This window comes from Streptomyces araujoniae (assembly GCF_050871195.1).
Lineage (GTDB): Bacteria > Actinomycetota > Actinomycetes > Streptomycetales > Streptomycetaceae > Streptomyces > Streptomyces bacillaris.
Map to the genome: position 1 here is coordinate 3,768,158 of NZ_CP194070.1, position 14,531 is coordinate 3,782,688.

11 protein-coding genes are annotated in these 14,531 nt (G+C 71.1%); 5 read left to right on the top strand and 6 right to left on the bottom strand.

Features of this window, described 5'->3' with window-relative positions; all coding sequences use genetic code 11:
- Window positions 1-30: 30 nt before the first annotated feature.
- Window positions 31-1,185 (bottom strand): hypothetical protein, encoded by a 1,155-nt coding sequence (locus tag ACQ9ZG_RS15985; protein WP_499280716.1) that lies wholly within the window; start codon window positions 1,183-1,185, stop codon window positions 31-33.
- Between the two features lie 283 nt (window positions 1,186-1,468).
- Here ACQ9ZG_RS15985 and ACQ9ZG_RS15990 point away from each other — a divergent pair, with 283 nt between their 5' ends.
- The gene (locus tag ACQ9ZG_RS15990) at window positions 1,469-1,903 is read left to right on the top strand and encodes a pentapeptide repeat-containing protein (protein ID WP_018489714.1); all 435 of its coding nucleotides are present in this window, start codon (window positions 1,469-1,471) and stop codon (window positions 1,901-1,903) included.
- 18 nt (window positions 1,904-1,921) lie between these two features.
- Here the strand turns inward: ACQ9ZG_RS15990 and ACQ9ZG_RS15995 are convergent, their stop codons facing one another.
- The 4 genes from ACQ9ZG_RS15995 to ACQ9ZG_RS16010 form a co-directional block, all read right to left on the bottom strand.
- Entirely contained in the window at window positions 1,922-7,189 is a 5,268-nt protein-coding gene (locus ACQ9ZG_RS15995; protein WP_109917128.1) for a hypothetical protein, read from the bottom strand.
- On the bottom strand, window positions 7,182-7,832 hold the full coding sequence (locus ACQ9ZG_RS16000) for a hypothetical protein (protein ID WP_109917127.1): 651 nt from the start codon (window positions 7,830-7,832) through the stop codon (window positions 7,182-7,184). The genes ACQ9ZG_RS15995 and ACQ9ZG_RS16000 overlap by 8 nt, the downstream gene beginning before the upstream one ends.
- Before the next feature lie 124 nt (window positions 7,833-7,956).
- Complete coding sequence (locus ACQ9ZG_RS16005; protein WP_018489717.1) at window positions 7,957-8,580, bottom strand: sigma-70 RNA polymerase sigma factor region 4 domain-containing protein; 624 nt, start codon at window positions 8,578-8,580, stop codon at window positions 7,957-7,959.
- A gap of 8 nt (window positions 8,581-8,588) precedes the next feature.
- Complete coding sequence (locus tag ACQ9ZG_RS16010; RefSeq protein WP_499280718.1) at window positions 8,589-9,266, bottom strand: hypothetical protein; 678 nt, start codon at window positions 9,264-9,266, stop codon at window positions 8,589-8,591.
- Window positions 9,267-9,582: 316 nt separating this feature from the next.
- Between ACQ9ZG_RS16010 and ACQ9ZG_RS16015 the strand changes: the two genes are divergently transcribed.
- The 3 genes from ACQ9ZG_RS16015 to ACQ9ZG_RS16025 all read left to right on the top strand — a co-directional run bounded on the left by ACQ9ZG_RS16015 (window position 9,583) and on the right by ACQ9ZG_RS16025 (window position 12,000).
- Entirely contained in the window at window positions 9,583-10,053 is a 471-nt protein-coding gene (locus ACQ9ZG_RS16015) for a cation:proton antiporter regulatory subunit (RefSeq protein ID WP_018489719.1), read from the top strand.
- Window positions 10,054-10,055: 2 nt separating this feature from the next.
- Window positions 10,056-11,327 (top strand): cation:proton antiporter, encoded by a 1,272-nt coding sequence (locus tag ACQ9ZG_RS16020; protein WP_084993931.1) that lies wholly within the window; start codon window positions 10,056-10,058, stop codon window positions 11,325-11,327.
- 217 nt (window positions 11,328-11,544) lie between these two features.
- Entirely contained in the window at window positions 11,545-12,000 is a 456-nt protein-coding gene (locus ACQ9ZG_RS16025) for a tellurite resistance TerB family protein (RefSeq protein WP_026237828.1), read from the top strand.
- A 60-nt stretch (window positions 12,001-12,060) separates the two neighbouring features.
- Here ACQ9ZG_RS16025 and ACQ9ZG_RS16030 read toward each other — a convergent pair whose 3' ends face one another.
- Window positions 12,061-13,134 (bottom strand): PucR family transcriptional regulator, encoded by a 1,074-nt coding sequence (locus ACQ9ZG_RS16030; RefSeq protein WP_026237829.1) that lies wholly within the window; start codon window positions 13,132-13,134, stop codon window positions 12,061-12,063.
- 529 nt (window positions 13,135-13,663) lie between these two features.
- Between ACQ9ZG_RS16030 and ACQ9ZG_RS16035 the strand changes: the two genes are divergently transcribed.
- Complete coding sequence (locus tag ACQ9ZG_RS16035) at window positions 13,664-14,365, top strand: hypothetical protein (RefSeq protein ID WP_109914740.1); 702 nt, start codon at window positions 13,664-13,666, stop codon at window positions 14,363-14,365.
- Window positions 14,366-14,531 lie beyond the last annotated feature (166 nt).

The window sequence follows — 14,531 nt, forward strand, 5'->3', positions numbered from 1 at the left end:
CGGCCCCGCCGAACTGCGGAAACCGGCCAACTACCGTTCGTCGGCGCTCCCGGACACCCCGTGCGCGGCGGCCGCGGCGGCGAGGCGCCCCCGCCAGCCGTTCGGATCGCGCCCGGCCTCCACGGCGGCGGCGGCCTCCTCCGCGAGGTCGACGCCCAGGTCGGCGGCGCGCCTCTCGGCCCACCGCGCCCAGGCGGCGGCCTGCTGACAGTCGGGGCACAGCTCCTCCCCGCCCCAGGACCGGAAGACATGCTCGGTGCCGGGCCCCTCACAGGTGACCAGGGGCGGCGGGACACAGGGGGTTGCGGGCCCCGCGTCCGCAGGCCCGTCCGCGTCCGTGTCCGCGACCGCGCGCCTGTCCGCGACCGCGGCGGAATCCGCGGCGGCGGACGAGGACTCCGCAGGGGCGGCCACCGCCTCCGCCCTCTCCTCCCGGCGCCGGGGCGGTTCGGGCATCTTGTGCTCCAGCCGATGCCGCAGGAACCCCACGGCCGACCGCACCCTCCCCGGCGGCAGATCACTGCTCAGCACCCGCCGGAGCTCGGCACCCGACACCCCGCGCCGCAGCCACTCGACGGCCTGGGCCACCAGGGCCCGCGCCTCGACGACGCCCAGACGGAGATCCGCGCGTACGTCGCGCAGGGACAACAACACCCGCTCGACCACGGCCTCTTCGCCCCTCGGCTCATCCGGCCCACGCTCCCCCGCGGGAACCCCGGCACCGGCTCCGGTGGGTGGGCGGGAAGAGTTCTCCACCCGTTCTTCCTCCACCGGTAGTTGATGACCGACGCTCCGGGGGCCCGGCCGGCCGACGGTCGGAAACCGCTCACTCGGAGACGGCTCCGTCCCCGCACCGGCCTCCCGCCACACGACACGGGCCTCGTCATCGCTCAGCGCGACATTGGAGAACAGCTGTCGGGTGGCCCACCGCCCCCGCTCCCCCACGACCCGCCACTCGTGCACGAATCCGTTGACGACCAACTGGCCTTTCGCGATCTGAAACCTGCGCCCGGCGATACCGACCTCGCGGGCGAGGTCGGACAGGGCTTTTCCGGCCCGTTCATCGGGCAGCCCCTGGACGTAGGCGATCATGACCTTCGCGTCGCTGCCGAGACGCGGATGGCGCATGACGTCGTGCGAGACCTTCGTGTAGCGCCGAACAGGCGCGATAGCATGCCGAAGCATCCTGGTGGACCTCGTGCTTCCACTCCTGGGTGAAGGCCCTCGGCTAGGTGCTGTGAACACCACCGGGGGCCGCCCCATGTGTGCGCGCACAAACGCACGCACAGAGGGTGATGACGCGATCACGGTACAACAGGCGCGCGGGCGCCCGTACCCAAATCAACCCGAGACGTCCTCAAGTCCCCCTACCGAGGCACGTGATCACTCGACACCGCCACAGCTGTTGAACTGTCAAGTTGTCGCAATCTCGATGGCGCCCACCAGCACGGCTGAGACGCTGATCCCCATGACCACGCCACTGACCGCCCGCCAACGCCTATCCGAGCTCCACCGCTATGCGGCCGTTAGCGGCGAGGACTTCACCCACCAGAACCTCGCATCCACGCGCACCAGCCAACTCCGCTTCGCCCGCTGCTCCTTCGCGGGCGCGGACCTTCGCTACGCGACCCTGGAAGGCTGTTGGTTCAAGTTCTGCGACTTCACCGGCGCCGACCTCCGCGGCGCCTCCCTCCGCGGCGCGGTCCTCGCCGGCTGCAACCTCCGCGACGCCGACCTCCGCGACACCGACCTCACCGGCGCCCGCCTCAGCACGGTCAACACCGGCATCCCGCGCCTGGGCCCGACGGACATCACCGGCGCCCGCTTCGAGGGAACGTCCCTGCGCAACGTCCACGCGGAGGACGTCGTCGGCTGGCCGCCGGGGCCGGTGCGGAGCGAGTAGCCGTACGCCGACGTCTCCTCACGACAACACGGAGACGGCCCGTACGTCGTCCACCGCGCGCCCGAGGATCGCGCCCACGGGCCGGCCGATCGCGATCAGATCCTCCCCCTCCGCGTCGAGGCGGTCGAGGTCATCATCGGTCAGCCTCCCGCGCAACTCCGCGTCCTCCTCGGCCCTGTGCAGCAGTTGGATCTGCCAGCGTGTCGAGGCTCGCCCCAGGAGCTCGACGTACCGCTCGTGGTGAGGTGACGCCCCCGGTGAGAGCTCGGAGTGGGCCAGCAACCGGGCGCACTCCGCCCAGGCCGCCGTCCTCTCACCGTCCAGAGTCCAGCTCTCGTCGTCCGGGAGCCGCCCCAGACAGCTCCCGACCCATGCCACGACCTCGGGCCGGCGGCACTGCCCGACGACCTGCTCGAAGATCGGTTCCGCCGCGTCGGCCCAGGTGTCCGGCTCCGGGCGGGCGATCCGGATCAGCCAGCCCAGGTCACGCCAGTGCTCCTCCGGGTTGGGCACGTAGCGCAGCCGCGATCTCTCCGCGATGACCTGCTGCGCCGCTTCGAGGTGGAGCAACGCCGCATCGGGGAAGGTCTCTTCCAGGGTGAGCAGGAGGTCCACGGCGGCATCCGTGCCGATCCGCACCACCGCGTCCTCGGGAAGCGCATGGGCGATCCGCTCCGCGCTCCCCTCCGGCCCCCAGAGGTCGAGGGCCTGGACGAGGCGGGGGGCGGATTCGATGTCGTGGGGCAGACCTCGTTCCAGCCTGCGCGCGAAGGCTTCGATGTTCAGAGCCCTCGCCCAGTTCTGCGCGATCTCCACGCCCTGCTCCCCTGATGCGGCGAAGCCGCAGATGATGCTCGCGGCAACGGCCGGAGACCGGTGGGTGTACGCCCAGGGGTGCCAGGCGCGGGCGAGCGCGTCCAGGACGCGCGGCGGAAGGGCCAGGTCCGCTTCCGCCATCATCCGCAGCAGGTTCCCCAGGTGCACCGGAGCATCCGTATCGAGCAGAGCACGGGCCTTCCTCTCCCAGTTGCCGCTGGCGGACAGCGCAGCGCCGATACTGCGCCCCGCCTCCTCGTCGATGGTCCGCGTCGCGTTGATGAGCTCGATGGCCTGGACCGGCTTGATGAACTGCCGCTGGGCGTGGCGCAGCATGCCGGGCAGCTGCCGGTCCGTCACATCGCGCTGCTCCTTCTTGCGTTGCTCGATCAGAGCGATCCTGACAGGGGCCGGGATCGGCTTCCCCGCGGGGGCCGCGACCGGCGGAGCGGGGGGAAGGGCCGGAAGAGCGGCGCCGACGCTCCCTCCCGGCCGGTACAGCACGTCGAGTTCGCGCAGGACGAGGCGGCTCATGGCCGGCGCGAGCCCGTGCAGGAGATGGAGTGCCTCACTGAGCTGCGACGGGTGGAAGAGCTTCTTCAACCGCTTGGCCCACACCTTCGGATCGTCGCTGACGCTCCTGAGCAGCCCCTCCTCCTGGAGGGTCACACAGGCGTCGCGCAGAAGGAGGCTGTAGGCGCGGAGTGCCTTGAGGGTGGTGAGTACGCTCCCGTCGCCGAGCGCCTTCAGGGAGTACGTGAGCCATTCGTCCTCCAGGAACTGCGCGAGGAAGTCCATGTCCTGCGTCCGGCGCAACGCACGGGCGAGGTCCATGTACGCCGCACTCGATTCGACGGACCGAGCTCTCGTCATCCGCTTCAACAGCAGGTCGTCGTCCAGCCGGGAATCGATCATGGAGAGGAACTCGTTTCCCACGGAGTCCAGTTGGCCGATCAGAAGCCCCAGCCGCGGTGCGTACTCCTTGTCGCTCTCCTTCGCCTCCATCTCCACGACGTCGGCACAGCGCCCGAGGAGCGCGCTCAGTGTCGCGGTCGAGACGTTGGCCTCCACGAGCGCGTTCACGACGGCGAGGACGACGCTCCCCCGTCGCTCGGTGTCCAGGGCGTCGTCGACGAACTGCTCGAACCGCGCACAGAGCAGGGAGGCCGCGTTGTCGGAGCCCCCCGGCCCCCATTGGATGTCGAACGCGGTGACGGCGGCCATGACCTGCCCGACCCCTTTGAGGTCTCCCATGTCCAGGACACAGCTGACGATCGCGTCGATCACGGCATGCTCCGCCCTGCTCCGGTCGGGGGAGTAGAGCGCACTCATCAGGGAACCGGCCTCGATCTTGCCCAGGGTGCGGATGAGCTGGGCCAGCTGCCACGGCGTCACATCGGATGTGACGCTCTCCAGTACGACTGTCCTGAACCAGGAGGTGAACTTCGACTGGCGCAGGATCCTGCGTCCCCACCCGAGATCGACCCGCTCGATGAGCAGCAGTCCCTGCGTCACGCTGTACGGCGTGGAGGCGGGCAGAGCGGCGGACAGCGCCGCGCACAGCTTCCTGAGCCCGCCGGCATCCGCGTCACCCTGTGTGGTGAGCGCTCGCTCCAGGGCGACCCGGGCGAGGATGAGTCCGGCGTCGTTCCTGTGCTCGGCCTCGACCAGCCGCCGCACACCGGGCGATCGGGCGAACTTCTCCCGGATCGTGGACCGGCGGTCGCCGCCGTACCTGTCCGCCGCGTCGAGCAGGCCCATCGCGGCCCCGTAGTGCTCCACGAGAGCGGGGTCGCATCCGCTGGTGGCCTGGACGGCGAGCGGCACCACCTCGTCCGCCGTCCTGCGGTCGAACCGGCGGCCGAGTTCGTGGACGAACAGCATCCCCTGCGCGGGGTCGCTGCGCGACAGGACCGGCTTCATGTCCCGGCCGATGCGTTCGATCACCTCGCCGTGGAGCGGCACGATCTGCCCGACGGCGTGGTCCTCGTTCGACCGGATGGCCCGCAGGCAGGTGGTCGCCTGACGTGCGGTCATCCCGCCCCAGCCCGTCACGAAGATGCTGCGTATGAGGGTCTCGAAGAGCTTCTGCCGCTGCTCCGCCCCGAAGGTGTCTCCGCCGGCCAGCAGAGCGTGGGCGACCAGGACGGGTGGAGCGTCCACGTGGATGTGGCCGGTCAGCATCGGAGAGACCAGTTCCAGCAGGCGCCGGTGGAGACCGGCCTCGACCGTCTTGGCCGCGACCAGGAGCGTGGTCACGAAGCCCACCGCCTTCCGGTCGTATTCGCGCAGATACGGCCGCAGCACCGCCGCCAACGCCATGTACTGCGCGTCGGCGGTGCGCATCCACTCCCGTCCCGTGGAGTCCGCGATGGCCTCGCTGGAGGCGAGCAGGGCCCGGCAGGTCGCGCTGCGCTCGATGTACCACCGTCCGGACCGGTCGCGCTGCGCCCCGGCCCGGTGGAGGGCCGAGGCAGGCAGATCCTTGATCAGGGACTCCGGCACACCGACCCGGAGCAGGCTGCTGGCGGCGACGGCCTTGATCAGGTCGAGCTGCTCCGGACTGACCTGACCGCGCGCCCGGCGGACGTAGGCGGCCCGGATGGCGGCGGACGGATCGAGTTCCGCGACCGACCGCCGCCCGGTCCGATGGAGAAGGGGCTCGTCCTCCGCCTCCGCCCACGGGCGGATGTCCGTCGCCGTCGACGCGAGAGCGAGGGTGTCCCGCGCTCCGGCACCGTCCGGCACCGGAGCCTTGTCCATGAGGAGGTGCACGAGCCACCAGAAGTCCTCGTTCGCGGCATGCCGCGCCACGGCGAGCTGTGCGTCGTCCAGTTCGATGCCGTTGAGCTGCACGAACCTCTTGGAGAAGTCGCTCACCTCACCGGCCCGGGGGATGCTCGGCACGGTGGCGACACTGTCGGTCGCCCACCGCGTCCCTCCGGTGTAGAGGCAGACGGCGATGATCCTGGTCCCGGTCGCCTCGGCGGCCTGGGGCAGCACGGTGTCGAGATCGGTCGCGTCGTCGTAGGGGAGCAGATCCTCCAGTACCACCACGGCCGGACTGCCCATGGACGTCTGAGTGGCGCGCCGGGCCAGCTCGATGGCGTGCGTGAGATCGGCCCGGTCCGGCAGAGCGCCGTCCTTCAGACGTAACTGCACCACGGCCGCGCCGTTCGCACCCGCCCACTCCAGCGCCGCCTGCCGCACCGAGGTCGTCCGGGCCGAGGCACGTGGACCGCCGACGACGACCGCCGAAGCGCCGGCATTCATCCGCTGCAGGATCTCGTCCACCATCTTGAGCCTGACCAGGGAGAACGACTGGCCGGTGGCGGTGACGCCGGTGCTGACCTTTCCCACCGCGCGTGCCTCGTGGGAGAGGGCGAGCAGGCCGCTGCGTGCTGTCCGCTCCACCGCGAACGCCCAGGACTTCGGCCACAGTTGCTCACACACCTCGGACAGTGGCCACTGCGGAACCATGCGGAGCAGGCCGAGGCCGTGGTCGCCGGCCGCCCGGCTCTTCGCGGTGAAGTCGGCCGGCGACGGGAGCGACATCACCGTGCCGTCACCGCTGACCTCACCCGAGACGAGTACGTCCGGGTCGGGCAGGTCGAGCAGGTGCCGGACCACCGCCACCGCGGTACCGACGCTGGCGGACGTGTCGTCGAGCCGGTAACTCGTCGGTATGCCGCGGAAGGTGTAGCTGCCCGTCTCCCATAGGTGCCGGTCTTCCGCCGACACACCGAGCCGTGCCGCCAGCTTCAGGCCGGCCTGGCGCCCGGCGGCGAGGCCTGACTTGAACTTCGGTGTCAGAGCCTGGCCCTCGGTGCCGGACGGCTCCTCCGGCTGCTCGGCGGCGTGCAGCGTCATCTCGACCAGGAAGCTGTTGCCGCTCGCCATGTGGATGACGGGGAACAGCATCTCGATACGGGTGGGGCGGCCTCCGGTGGCGCTCCCCTGTTCACCCCCCTCCTCCGGCTGCCCGGCCGGGTGGCCGGAGGCCTCGGTGGTCCGCGCCGGCTCCGTGGCGCCCGCCCAGTCACTCGTCAGCCTGGTGAGGAGGAACGTCCCCGCGGGTTCGGCGGAGAGGCATGTGCGGACCTGGGCCCAGACGCGGTCCTCGGAGGACAGGCGTTCCTGGAGCAGGCGCAGTCCGGCGGGCGCCCCCGTGGCGCTGTCACCGGACGTCGCCGCCGCGGGCCGCGGCCCGAGCCACGGGGGAACTCCGAGCAGGCCTGCGGTCCCCTTCTCCCGCAGGGCCTGGCGCGCGCTCCAGACATTCTTGATATCAGCGGCCAGTCTTTTCGCGTAGGGGGCCGCAGCACTCCGGACGTCCTCGTCCGTCGCGCCCTTCTGCACCTCGGGGGCCTTTCGGACGCACTGGTCCAGCGACAGCAGCGCGCACTGCAACTTCAGCGCGAGTTCCCGATGCCGCCGGTCGGCGGAGACCGCCGTCGTGTCGTCAGCCATCGCTCTCCTCACTGAGACCGAAGAGGCGCCGGAGCAGGACGGACGGCGGCTGGCCGTCCGGGTTGGCGACGACCACCGGTTCGCCGCTCACCGGCAGGGGCTCCATGGACTCCAGGACGACGACGGTGTCGGGTCCTCCGCGCTGCCAGATCCAGAAGTCCTGGTCGTTCCGTGCCACCTCGATCTTCGCCCCGCCCCCGCCGTCGGGCCGGCTGCCCGGCTCCGGCGACAGTTCGTACGTCACGATGAACTCATCGCTCTGCTCCTCGGTCGCGGTGGACGCGGCTACGACATCCCGCTCGTGAACGGGCAGGACGCGGGCGATCCGCCGCAGCCGTGTGCCGGACCGGTGGCTGCCCACGACCGGGCCCGACGCCTGCGCCTGCGCGTCCGCCAGCCGTTCCGCCGCCAGCCGACCGCGTTCGGTCAGCTGCGGAGGGGCGCCGACATCCACCAGGCGCAGCGCTTCCAGAACGAGTCTCGACCCGGGCCCCAGCGCCTGCAGGGCGTGCTCCTGGCCGGACGGCGCGAGATACACCAGGCTCGCCATGAAATCGGCGAGCCGTGCCGGTACGGCCTGGGCCAGTTCATCGATCTCCGGCCTGATCAGTGGCTCGTCCGTCTGGCCGACATTGTTAGGCATGCTGTCTGACCGCTCCATCGGGCACCTCTCTACCCCCACCATCGTTCGGGTTGGCTTACCTGGATCGGTTTCCACTACTCGTACGTACACGGGCGACCGCTTGGCCACCGCGGGAGGGTGAATCTCAATGTTGTTCACCGAGATACCGCCTGAACCGGAGAAGGGCGTTGGCCACGGTGGTCTTGCTGATGCCGACCTCCTGGGCGACAGCCCGGCTCGTGGGCTCCATGCCGTTGCGGTGCGCGAGGTCGAGCCACGCGGCGATCACGTCGAGGACCATCTGGTCCCCCTGGGCATGGGCGAGCGTGAGCGCGCTCCGCACGGAGTCGGCCGACGCCAGCTCGTCGAGGAGCTTGGTGACAGGGTTGACCTCGGCGTCGAACGCCGGAGCACGGCTGTCCAGGGGGATGGGGTCGGGCCCACGCCGCAGGGCGTCCCGTACGACGTTCATGGCGATGGTCATGAGATAGCCGGCCGGTGCCCCCTCCGGATCCACCCGGCCGGTGCTCGCCGCGGGGATGAAGCGCTCCAGCGCTTGCTGGGCGACGTCCTGCGGCTCAAGCCCCGCTTCCCGGACCCGCGCGCTGATCATGCGTGGCAGCGAGGAGGTGACGTGGGAGACCGCCGTCTCCAGGTCCAGCTCTTCGGCCGGGCTCAGGGCTCCGCGGTCGCCCTGCTGCCTGAGGATTCTGACGATCGTGGCGCAGTGGGAGGAGAAGGCATTCTGCTGGGGAGTGGTATCGGTCACCGGCGCTCCTAGCGTTGATGGTGTGCGGGCGGACGGTTCCATCGGCGGGTGGACATCTCCTCGGCGATCGACTCGGAGAGCTGGTGGGAGGCCCGCCGCCTGTCGCGCGGCTCCGCGAGAGGGTCGACCACGAGGTCCATCTGTTCCCGCAGGGTGTCCAGGCGCTTCTGAAGTTCCTTGCGCGGGCCGGTCTTCTGGACGGACGTGAGCTCCTGGCTGATGACGCCCTCGATCTCCTCGGCCGTCTGCAGAAGCCGCTGCGGATCACCCGGCGTCCCGTTCCGCAGCGACCGCAGGAACCGGTCGATGCCCGCCCGCGCCCGCGCGTCATAGCGCCGGCACACCTGCCGGTACATCCAGGAGAGCGCCGACGCGACCTGCATCTGCTCGTGGTCGGACCCTCCGCTGCGGATCCTCGTGTGCCCCCGGGTGTCCGCACGCAGGACCGCGGCAGCCGTCACCCCGGCCGCGGCACCGACCATCAACTGCGCGGCGATGCTGGTCGTGTCGGGTGCCGCCTGTTGCACGCCCAGGGCGAGCACGGCGGGAACCAGCATCAGGAGCGCGCGGCGCCATCGGTAGCCGAACCGACCGAGCCACCGGCGCCAGTAAGCGATGTCGCGTGTGTCGAATGCCAGCTCACTCAGCAGAATTGCCACCACCATGGCGGCCACGGTCGCTGTCAAGTTGCCTCTCCCACGGTCGTCCGAACAACACCTCGAAGATGACTACGGTGAGAAACGCCGGTTTGGCCACGCAGCCTGGCACGGGGAGTCGGCGAAGGACCCGGACTTGAGCAGATTCAGTGCTCACCTACGCACAAGCGGACACATGGCCTCATGATCCGTGGCGAGGGGACCTGCGCCGGCACCTGTCCGCGGCCCTGCGGCAGTACCTCGCCGGTAGGCCCGCCGGCCCCGTGAAGCCGCCCGATAGGGTCATGGCCGGAAAGAGAGTTCACCAGGTGCGCCGAGACACCGACGCACGTCTCGGGAGGTAGTCATGGGGACCCGTCGCACGTCGCTGCCCGGAGTCGGCGCTCAGTACGATTTCACCACCGAGACGGGGCAGCACATCTCCGTCGTCGTCCACCACGACGGCCGGCGGTTCATCGGGTTCTACGATCAGGACGACCCTGATTCGTGCCGGCTCTCCGTGCCGCTGACCACCACCGAGGCCACCGCGCTGGCGCACCTCATCGACCCGGCGCCCATCGACGCCGTACGGACCGAAGGCATCGACCTGGTCACCGAACACATCCCGCTGGGGTCGCGATCCCCTTACGGCGGGCGGCTGCTGGGGGAGACGCGGGCGCGGACGCGGACCGGGGCGTCCATCGTGGCGGTGCTCCGTACGCACAGCGCGCACCCGTCGCCGGAGCCGGACTTCCGGCTCGCCATCGGGGACACGCTCGTCGCCGTCGGTACGCGTGAGGGCGTCGACGCGCTCTCCGAGATCATTGCGGAGGGCTGACCGTGCATGACACGACCGCACTGCTGGTGGAGCTGGGCGCCGTCATCCTGGGGCTCGGGCTCATCGGGCGGGTCGCAGGGCGGATAGGGCTCTCGCCGATCCCGCTCTATCTGCTCGCGGGGCTCGCCTTCGGCCACGGCGGGCTCATCCCGCTGGACGCCAGCGAGGAGTTCACCATGGTGGGCGCCGAGATCGGCGTCATCCTGCTGCTCCTCCTGCTCGGCCTGGAGTACAGCGCCTCCGAGCTGGTGACCAGCCTCAAGACGCAGTATCCGTCCGGGGCCGTCGACTTCGTGCTGAACGCGACTCCCGGCGCCGTCGCCGCGCTCGTCCTCGGCTGGGGGCCGGTCGGGGCCGTCGCGCTCGCCGGGGTCACCTGGATCTCGTCCTCCGGCGTCATCGCGAAGGTGATGACCGACCTCGGGCGGCTCGGCAACCGCGAGACCCCCGTGATCCTCGGCGTCCTCGTCATGGAGGACCTGGCGATGGCGGTCTACCTGCCGCTGCTGACCGCCATGCTCGCCGGGGTCAGCCTGGCCGGCGGCAGCCTCGCGCTCGTGATCGCCCTCGGCACCGTCGGCTTCGTGCTCTATCTGGCCCTGCGCCACGGACGCCTGATCAGCCGCGCGGTCTCCTCCGACAACCCGGAGATGCTGCTCCTGGTCGTCCTCGGTCTCACCGTGCTCGTCGCCGGGATCGCCCAGCAGCTCCAGGTGTCCGCCGCCGTCGGCGCGTTCCTCGTCGGCATCGCGCTCTCCGGCGAGGTCGCGGAGGGCGCCCGCAAGCTCCTCACCCCGCTGCGCGACCTGTTCGCCGCCGTGTTCTTCGTCTTCTTCGGGCTCTCCACCGACCCGGCCGACATCCCGCCGGTCCTGCTGCCCGCCGCCGTCCTCGCCGTCGTCACCGTGCTCACCAAGATCCTCACCGGCTGGTACGCGGCCCGCCGCGCCGGAGTCGGGTCGCGCGGGCGCTGGCGGGCGGGCGGAACGCTCGTGGCGCGCGGGGAGTTCTCCATCGTCATCGCCGGTCTGGCCGTGGCAACCGAGCCCCGGATCGGGCCGCTGGCCACCGCGTACGTCCTCATCCTCGTCATCGTCGGTCCGCTCACCGCCCGTTGGACCGAGCCCGCCGCCGCGAAGATCCAGGCCCTGCGGGGTGCGAGGTCCGGGGGCGCGGTGGCGGAGGCGCCGCCGAAGTCCGCTCCCGAGCGCCGGGCCACCGCCTCCCACGACGACCTCACCCCGGAACCCGCGGGTGAGACCCGCGGCGACTGACCGACGTACCTGAGCGGTTCCGCAACGGCCGGTCCGGCCGCCGTCAACACGGCGGTCCGGGGCGGCCGTTGCGCTGTCCCGGGGCGGGGACGGTGCGCACGGGCCGGCCGGGGCAGCAGGCGTGAACCCGGGGCGGGGGACCACCGGTCCTGCTAGTTTCTACACGTCTGTAGAGTTTCTTTTGTTCCGGCATTGCACCGCAACGTATGGAGATGTCATGGCCCTGTGGGATCGGATCAAGGAATCGGCTTCGTCTATGCAGACGCAGCTGGAGGCGAAGAAGAACGACCTGAAGTCGGGGGCGTTCCGCGACGCGAGCATGGCCATGTGCGCTCTGGTCGCCGCGGCCGACGGCCAGATCGACCCGTCGGAGCGCCAGCGCGTGGCCGCGCTCATCGCCAACAACGACGTCCTGAAGAACTTCCCCGCGGACGACCTTCAGCGGCGCTTCAACGACTACCTGAACAAGCTCACCGCCGACTTCGACTTCGGCAAGGTCAGCGTGCTCCAGGAGATCGCCAAGGCGAAGAAGAAGCCCGCCGAGGCGCGTGCCGTCATCCAGATCGGCATCATCATCGGCGGCGCCGACGGCGACTTCGACAAGACGGAGCAGGCCGTCGTGCGCGAGGCGTGCTTCGCCCTCGACCTGCCGCCGCACGAGTTCGACCTGTAGACCGTTCCGCAGACCGTTTCGGCCTGCGGGACACGTGCGGTACGGGCCGGTCGGGGCGCTTCACAGCTCCTTGGCCGGCCAGTCCAGCAGACGGGCGCCGATGACGGCCGTCTGCAGGCTGTAGCGGTGCATCGGGTCCGCCGGGTCGGAGCCGGTGAGCTGGTGGATGCGTTCCAGGCGGTACGTCAACGCCCGTACGCTCAGCGCCAGGCGGCGGGCCGTCTCGGCCGCCACACACCCCGCGTCGAAGTAGACGGCGAGCGTCTTCAGCAGCGGCTCCGCCCCGCCCCGCGCCTTCTGGAGCGGGCCCAGCTCGCTGCGGACGAGATCCGCCATCGCCTGCCGGTCCCGGGTCAGCACCGGGTAGACCAGCAGGTCCGAGGCGTACAGCACCGGGTCCTCCATCCCCATCCGCTCGGCGAGGTCGAGGGCTTCGAGCGCCTCGTCGTAACTGTGGACCACTCCGCCCGGGCCCTTGTGCGGGCGGCCGACCGCGACCTGTCCGCCGTCCGTCGCCGCGTGCGACTGCTTGGCGAAGTAGCGCAGGACGTCGGGCTGGCTGCCGGGCGCGATGCAGACGATCCGCCCGTCCTTCGTCGTCAGCAGGATCTTGCGCCCGCTGAACCGGGTGAGCAGCGCCGCCTCCACGCTCCGCGGCACCGCGTCCGTCTCCGTGTACGCCTCCGGGCCCGACGCCACCGCCACCGCGTGCGCCCGGGAGAGCCGCAGGCCGAAGCGGGTGGCCCGCTCCGCCAGCCGCACCAGGTCGCTCCGCCCGTAGAGGAGGTCGTCGATGAACTCGCGGCGCGCCGCCTCCTCCCGCCGGACCGTCAGCCGCTGCGCGCGCTCGAAGCCTTCCGCGAACGCGTCGACCGCCTGCTCCACGGCGGCCAGCACCGCGTCCACCGTGGCAGGGCTGTTTCCGGCAGCCGCGCGCGGCCAGGCCTCGCGCGTCTGGGCCAGATGCATCGCCACCAACGCACGCAACTGGTGGCCCGCGTCGGCCGCCTCGCGGCCCAACGCCCGCCGCATCTCCAGTTCGTTACGCGTCAGACGCCGTCCCGTTGTGGCAACTTCAGCCAGAATGTGGGCATAATTTCCCAGCATTTCGCCGGGAATCCTTGGCTCGGCCACGCACACTCCTTCAGCCTTGCAACAGTCCTGTCATTTCCCCAACGCACACCGGGCGGTGCCGGTGCCCGGCATTAGGAAAGCGTAAAGATTGCCGGAATCCGGCAATGCGGCGGGTGGGGTCCAGATGACAGGATCAGGTCAGCAACACACGGGGGAACCCCACGGGAGACCGAGGGGGCACGGGGGAAATCGGGGGAAACCGGGGGACGAAGGAACGGGGCAACGGGGGAACGGGGGAGAACAGGCGGCCCGCCGGACAATCCACGGGGGATCCACGGGGGATTCGGGATTCGACGGCGGCACCTGAGGGGAACGGCCCGGCGCTGCGGCGCCGTTCGCAGCGCACCGGCGCCGGGCCCCGCCACCACCACCGATCCGCACGCCCCGGTCCGTATGCCCCCGGGGCGACCGGGCCGGACGACCACGGGCAGCAGCCCGGCGACCCGGTCGCCACTCCCCCGTACCGCAGGACGAACACCGCGCCCCGGCATCGGGCCGGCGCACGGAACAGCAGAGGGGGGTGGGACCTGTGGGCGAGTTCCTGGACGCGGCACTCGGCTTCCCCGCCGTCATCTTCGGCGCGGCCCTCGTGGTCGTCGTCGGCTTCTGGCTCCTGGTGCTCGTCGGCGCCGCCGACCAGGACGCCTTCGACTCGGACATCGGCTCCGGGACCGGACCGGATTCGGGATCGGCCGGCTTCGGCGGCGTGCCCGTCACCGTCTCCGTGTCGCTGCTCGTCCTCGTCGGCTGGTTCGGCAGCCTGAGCGGTACGGTCCTGCTGCACCGGACCGGCGTCGCGGGGACCGCCCGCACGGCGCTCGCCGTCGCCGTACTCCTCGGCTCGCTCCTCCTCGCCTGGGGCGCCGTACGCCTTCTCGCACACCTCTTCCGCCGGTACTTCCCGGCGGAACCTCCGCCATCGCGGATGGACTTCGTCGGGCGCGTGTGCACCATCCGCACCGGCTCCGTCACCGCCGTCTTCGGCCAGGCCGAGGTCGCCGCGGCCGACGGTTCGACGGCCGTCGTCCAGGTCCGCCAGGCCCCCCGAGGGCCGCGGCCCGCCGCGCCGCACGCCGAGGAGATCCTCGTCCGGGGCAGCACGGGACTCCTCTACGCGTTCGACGAAGAGGGCGAGTTCTTCTGGGTGTCGCCGTACGACGCGGCTCTCGCCCCGGGCCCGAAGGAGAAACCGGGCGGGCTGCTGGGGCTGCCGGAAGCCGGGAACGGCTGAACCTGCCGGTCGTCCGGTGCCGGCGCCCGGCCGCGGTGCGGTGCGGCCCGACCGGACGGTGTGCGCCTGCGCGGGTGAGTGCCTGTGCACCTCCGGCGGTACGTGCCCGGGTCGGTGCCGCCCGGACGGTACGTGCCCGGGCTGGTGCCGCCCGGACGGTACGTGC

What these genes read in the sequence shown, in the direction of transcription:
- ACQ9ZG_RS15985 (WP_499280716.1), bottom strand. Translation starts at nt 1,185, where the DNA reads ATGCTTCGGCATGCTATCGCGCCTGTTCGGCGCTACACGAAGGTCTCG.
- ACQ9ZG_RS15990 (WP_018489714.1), top strand. Translation starts at nt 1,469, where the DNA reads ATGACCACGCCACTGACCGCCCGCCAACGCCTATCCGAGCTCCACCGC.
- ACQ9ZG_RS15995 (WP_109917128.1), bottom strand. Translation starts at nt 7,189, where the DNA reads ATGGCTGACGACACGACGGCGGTCTCCGCCGACCGGCGGCATCGGGAA.
- ACQ9ZG_RS16000 (WP_109917127.1), bottom strand. Translation starts at nt 7,832, where the DNA reads ATGCCTAACAATGTCGGCCAGACGGACGAGCCACTGATCAGGCCGGAG.
- ACQ9ZG_RS16015 (WP_018489719.1), top strand. Translation starts at nt 9,583, where the DNA reads ATGGGGACCCGTCGCACGTCGCTGCCCGGAGTCGGCGCTCAGTACGAT.
- ACQ9ZG_RS16025 (WP_026237828.1), top strand. Translation starts at nt 11,545, where the DNA reads ATGGCCCTGTGGGATCGGATCAAGGAATCGGCTTCGTCTATGCAGACG.